At 42.4% G+C, this 3,691-nt stretch carries 6 protein-coding genes; 3 read left to right on the top strand and 3 right to left on the bottom strand.

Annotation, left to right across the window (positions count from 1 at the left end; all coding sequences use genetic code 11):
- The first annotated feature begins 258 nt into the window (after positions 1 to 258).
- Genes F7C14_RS10840 through F7C14_RS10830 form a run of 3 tightly spaced genes read left to right on the top strand, consistent with a single transcriptional unit; the run spans position 259 to position 2,137 of the window.
- Positions 259 to 843, top strand: a complete 585-nt coding sequence (locus F7C14_RS10840; protein WP_290902820.1) for a nitroreductase family protein — start codon at positions 259 to 261, stop codon at positions 841 to 843.
- A gap of 5 nt (positions 844 to 848) precedes the next feature.
- Positions 849 to 1,685 carry a PhzF family phenazine biosynthesis protein gene (locus F7C14_RS10835; RefSeq protein ID WP_290902818.1) on the top strand — a complete coding sequence of 279 codons (837 nt, stop codon included), beginning with the start codon at positions 849 to 851 and terminating at the stop codon, positions 1,683 to 1,685.
- A gap of 11 nt (positions 1,686 to 1,696) precedes the next feature.
- The gene (locus F7C14_RS10830) at positions 1,697 to 2,137 is read left to right on the top strand and encodes a (2Fe-2S)-binding protein (RefSeq protein ID WP_290902816.1); all 441 of its coding nucleotides are present in this window, start codon (positions 1,697 to 1,699) and stop codon (positions 2,135 to 2,137) included.
- Here the strand turns inward: F7C14_RS10830 and F7C14_RS10825 are convergent, their stop codons facing one another.
- The 3 genes from F7C14_RS10825 to F7C14_RS10815 form a co-directional block, all read right to left on the bottom strand.
- Positions 2,138 to 2,632 (bottom strand): cytochrome c, encoded by a 495-nt coding sequence (locus F7C14_RS10825; RefSeq protein WP_290902814.1) that lies wholly within the window; start codon positions 2,630 to 2,632, stop codon positions 2,138 to 2,140.
- A gap of 26 nt (positions 2,633 to 2,658) precedes the next feature.
- Positions 2,659 to 3,168: a GxxExxY protein gene (locus F7C14_RS10820; protein ID WP_290902812.1), complete on the bottom strand. Its 510-nt coding sequence runs from the start codon at positions 3,166 to 3,168 to the stop codon at positions 2,659 to 2,661.
- Positions 3,169 to 3,237: 69 nt separating this feature from the next.
- A partial coding sequence (locus F7C14_RS10815; RefSeq protein WP_290902810.1) for an ACT domain-containing protein occupies positions 3,238 to 3,691 on the bottom strand: 454 nt, incomplete at its 5' end.

Raw genomic sequence — 3,691 nt, 5'->3', positions numbered from 1 at the left:
AGTTAGTAGGCAGAATAGAGCAGCTACCGCTAAAAACAAAATTCTCAATTCCACCACCTTAATTAAATTATTTTTTCTTAAGACTATTTAAACTTTTCATTAATAAAAATTTTTATATTAGGAAATTATAATAACCAAATTTGTTCTAAATATTTTAATAGATATAAAACTTAATCATAAAAGCTAAAACCTTTTCCAGAGCTCCCTCCAATTCGTCACATGATAAAATTTTTAGGGTTACAAAAATCTACAATCTCCATGAAATGCGTTGCCGAACTCGCGAAGAGGAGGAAGAGCGTGAGGAAATTCAAACCCGACAAATTCGACATGGAAGTAATTATCGAGTGCATAGACGCTGCCAAAGAGGCTCCTTCTGGAAGTAACGCTCAGCCGTGGCATTTCGTCATCGTAAAGGACGAAGAAGTGAAAAGAAAGCTGAGAGAGGTTTGTGAAAAGGGGGAAAAGAAATTCTACTCTCACGTGAGAGGAGAACTGGCAGAGTGGCTGAAGAGCAAAGGATTGAACTGGGAAAAACCCTTCCTCACAGAAGCTCCTTACATCGTTGGAGTTTTCGCGAAGAAGAAGGCACCCTACTCAAGGGAGTCGGTATGGATAGCTGTGGCTTATTTCCTTCTCGCCATCGAAGAGAGAGAACTCGCAAGCTTAACGTACACCCCGCCGAACAGAGAAGAGGTTGCGGAGGTTTTGAAGTGTCCTCAGGAGTACAGACTGGAAGTTTTAATTCCCGTAGGATTTTCAGCCGATAGCAAAGATAAGGAGCCGAGGAAAAGTGTTGAAGAGATAACGAGCGTGGATTACTTCGACGTCCCGTTAAAAATGTGATCCTTATGAGATTCTACATAGTGGACGTTTTCGCTTTGAGAAAGTACACCGGAAACCAGCTTGCCGTATTCAGAGATGCGAGCAAGCTAAGCGAAAAAGAAATGCAGGAAATAGCCAAGGAGATGAACTACTCGGAAACAACATTCATAACCTCAGAGGACGACTTCGAAGTTAGAATTTTCACTCCGGAAAAGGAAGTCCCTTTCGCCGGGCACCCGGTCTTAGGAACCGCATTCGTAATAATGGAAGAGATTCTTGATAAAGCGGAAGAAGTGGAATTAAAACTAAAAATAGGAAAAATCCGTGTTTGGAAGGAGAGAGATGTTCTCTGGATGAGGCAAAGCTCACCGAAATTCGGAAAAGTTTTCTCCCCGCAGGAGATTTCAAAAGTTCTTGGGATAGGGGAAGAAGAAATAGACGAAAAATTTCCAATTCAGGAAGTTTCTACTGGCTTGCCCTTCATAATCGTTCCCCTTAAGTCTCTTGAATCGCTGAAAAAAATAAAGGTAAATGTTGACGAGCTTTACAAAATCGTTGAAGATTGTGAAGCGAAGGCGATTCTTGCCTTCTCTCCGGAAACGAGAAGTGAAGATAACGATTTAAGCGTTAGGGTTTTCGCACACTACTACGGTGTTCCGGAAGATCCAGCCACTGGAAGTGCCAACGGTTGCTTAGCAGCTTACCTCTCCAAGTACGAATACTTCGGCAGCGATGAAGTAAACATTAAAGTCGAGCAGGGTTACGAGGTAGGGAGACCTTCTCTCCTCTTTTTAAGAGCTAAAGGAGAAAAGGTAGAGATTGGCGGGAAGGTTATAATGATTGCGAAGGGCAATTTCGTTTGAGAGGTGAAAGAATGAAATGCGTTTGCGGAACAGATGGGTGGAAGGTTAAGAAAATAACCGTAGGAAGCCACCTCAATCCGGAGTACTGGCATTTGCTTAGCGATGACTTTTACTTCTGCCCCAATTCGGAGTGCGATGTAGTGTATTTCGATGGTAAAGTCACCTTCACAACCAAAGAAGTGAAAACGAAAGTCTTTTTCAAAGAAAAAGGATCTCCAAAGCCTTTATGCTACTGCAAACATGTTACAGAAGAAGATGTTATCGAGGCAATAAGGAAAGGTGCTAAGAGCGTTAAAGAGGTGGAAGAAATAACTGGCATAGGAAACGGGGGACATTGCGTAATTACAAACCCGTCAGGCAGATGCTGCAAGCTGTACTACGAAGGATTTATTGAGAATTTGCTTGGAAAGAAAAAAGATAGAGATGAACATCGGGAGTGCTGCGAAATCTGACTACTTCAACTGCTTTAAGTAATCTATCAGGTCGTTCAAATCCTTTTCCGTCATCTGCCACCTTGGCATGCACCAGTTCAACTCCTCTCCCTCGTCACCAACTCCGGAAGTTATCGCTCTCTTTATGTCCTCTTCGCTCATTCCGTGTTCTCCGGCGAGGGTGGAATACCTTATGTCCGGAGTTTTAACCCCGCACATCATCGGGTAAATTCCTCCCTTTCCGTCCACACCGTGGCAACTTGCACATCCTCCCCCGTGCATTTGAAGCCAAGTTGGTCCGCCAACAAAAGGTATTCTTTCTCCTTTTTCGTTAACTCCTGTAAGAAAAATTTTCTCTCCGTTGGATTTGTATTCCCCCACCGGCTGATAGAAATTCCTATCTCCGAACTGCATGTAGGGCATTCCACTAAACCAAACCATGTTAGCGGTAATAAACCCCGCCGCAAAAGCAGCTATTGCGACTGCAACAACGATTATTGTTTCTCTTGTTTTCATAAATGTTTCTTTTTTACAAAAACTACTTAACGTTTTCCCATGTTCAAACAAACATGCCTGAAAGAGCACAATTTCGCAGAACAACCCTTGGGAAAATCCGGTTTGTTCTCAAGAAACCAGCTGAAGTACTCCAGACTTTTTTCGTAAAGTTCTTTGTCAAACTCGAAAGACTTCATTTTGACTCCATCTCCGTGAAATTTAACGAGAATACCTTTCTCGACATCGAATATTTTCATGTAGAGATTCAGTTGAGCGATCCACTCGATGGGAAAATTCCTTGAAGAATTCTTCACTTCTATGACGCACTTCTCCGTTAAAAAATCCGCTTTTCCAACCACAGAAAAGTTTTCAAGCTCTATTTTTCCTTTAGGTTGCTTAACGTATTTAACTCCGACTAACCTCAAAAACTCCTCAAACTTCTTTTCAGCCTCAAAACCCTTTTTAACGACCTTTGAAGGAGCTTCAAGCTCCGGATAGTTCATTTTGAGGTAAACCCACACCCTGCATCTGAAAACCCAAGAGGCGAAAAATTCCATAGGGGAAGGAAAGCAGAGGCTGAAGATAAGCTTCCTCCACACTCTGGAAGTATTAGAAAGGAGAATATATTACTCCTCACTTTTTATAAATTCATCGTGAAGAACTTTTACCGCTTTCTTTCCTTCGCTTTTGCTCACAGCAAAACTTATATTGTACTCGCTACAGCTCTGACTTATCATTCTAACGTTTATCTTATTTCTCCCGAGGGTGGAGAAAATTCTCCCAGCCACTCCGGGAGTCCCAGCCATTCCCGCTCCAACAGCGCTTACGACGGCAACATCTCTTATACCCTCCACCTTTATCGATCCGTTCTCAATCTTTTTCAGAGCTTCCATGGCTTTATCGTAATCCGAATCGTCGACGACTATGGAAAGATTCAGTTCAGAAGAGCTCTGAGCTACCATAACAACGTTCACTTTGTTCTCCGCAAGAATTCTAAAAACTTCCGTCATAATCTCAGCGAAATCGAATCCCGCTCCGCTGATGTTGACTATCGATACCTTCTCTATTAAGCTCAAAGCT

Origin of the sequence: Ferroglobus sp., assembly GCF_015521575.1 — an archaeon.
Taxonomy (GTDB): Archaea; Halobacteriota; Archaeoglobi; order Archaeoglobales; family Archaeoglobaceae; genus Ferroglobus.
Note: the sequence above shows the minus strand (reverse complement) of the source record. Positions and strands in the feature narration are given on the sequence as shown.

Bases quoted from the DNA above. Each gene is read 5' to 3' on its own strand.
- F7C14_RS10830 (WP_290902816.1), top strand. From the start codon at position 1,697: ATGAAATGCGTTTGCGGAACAGATGGGTGGAAGGTTAAGAAAATAACC.
- F7C14_RS10840 (WP_290902820.1), top strand. From the start codon at position 259: ATGAAATGCGTTGCCGAACTCGCGAAGAGGAGGAAGAGCGTGAGGAAA.
- F7C14_RS10820 (WP_290902812.1), bottom strand. From the start codon at position 3,168: ATGGAATTTTTCGCCTCTTGGGTTTTCAGATGCAGGGTGTGGGTTTAC.
- F7C14_RS10835 (WP_290902818.1), top strand. From the start codon at position 849: ATGAGATTCTACATAGTGGACGTTTTCGCTTTGAGAAAGTACACCGGA.
- F7C14_RS10825 (WP_290902814.1), bottom strand. From the start codon at position 2,632: ATGAAAACAAGAGAAACAATAATCGTTGTTGCAGTCGCAATAGCTGCT.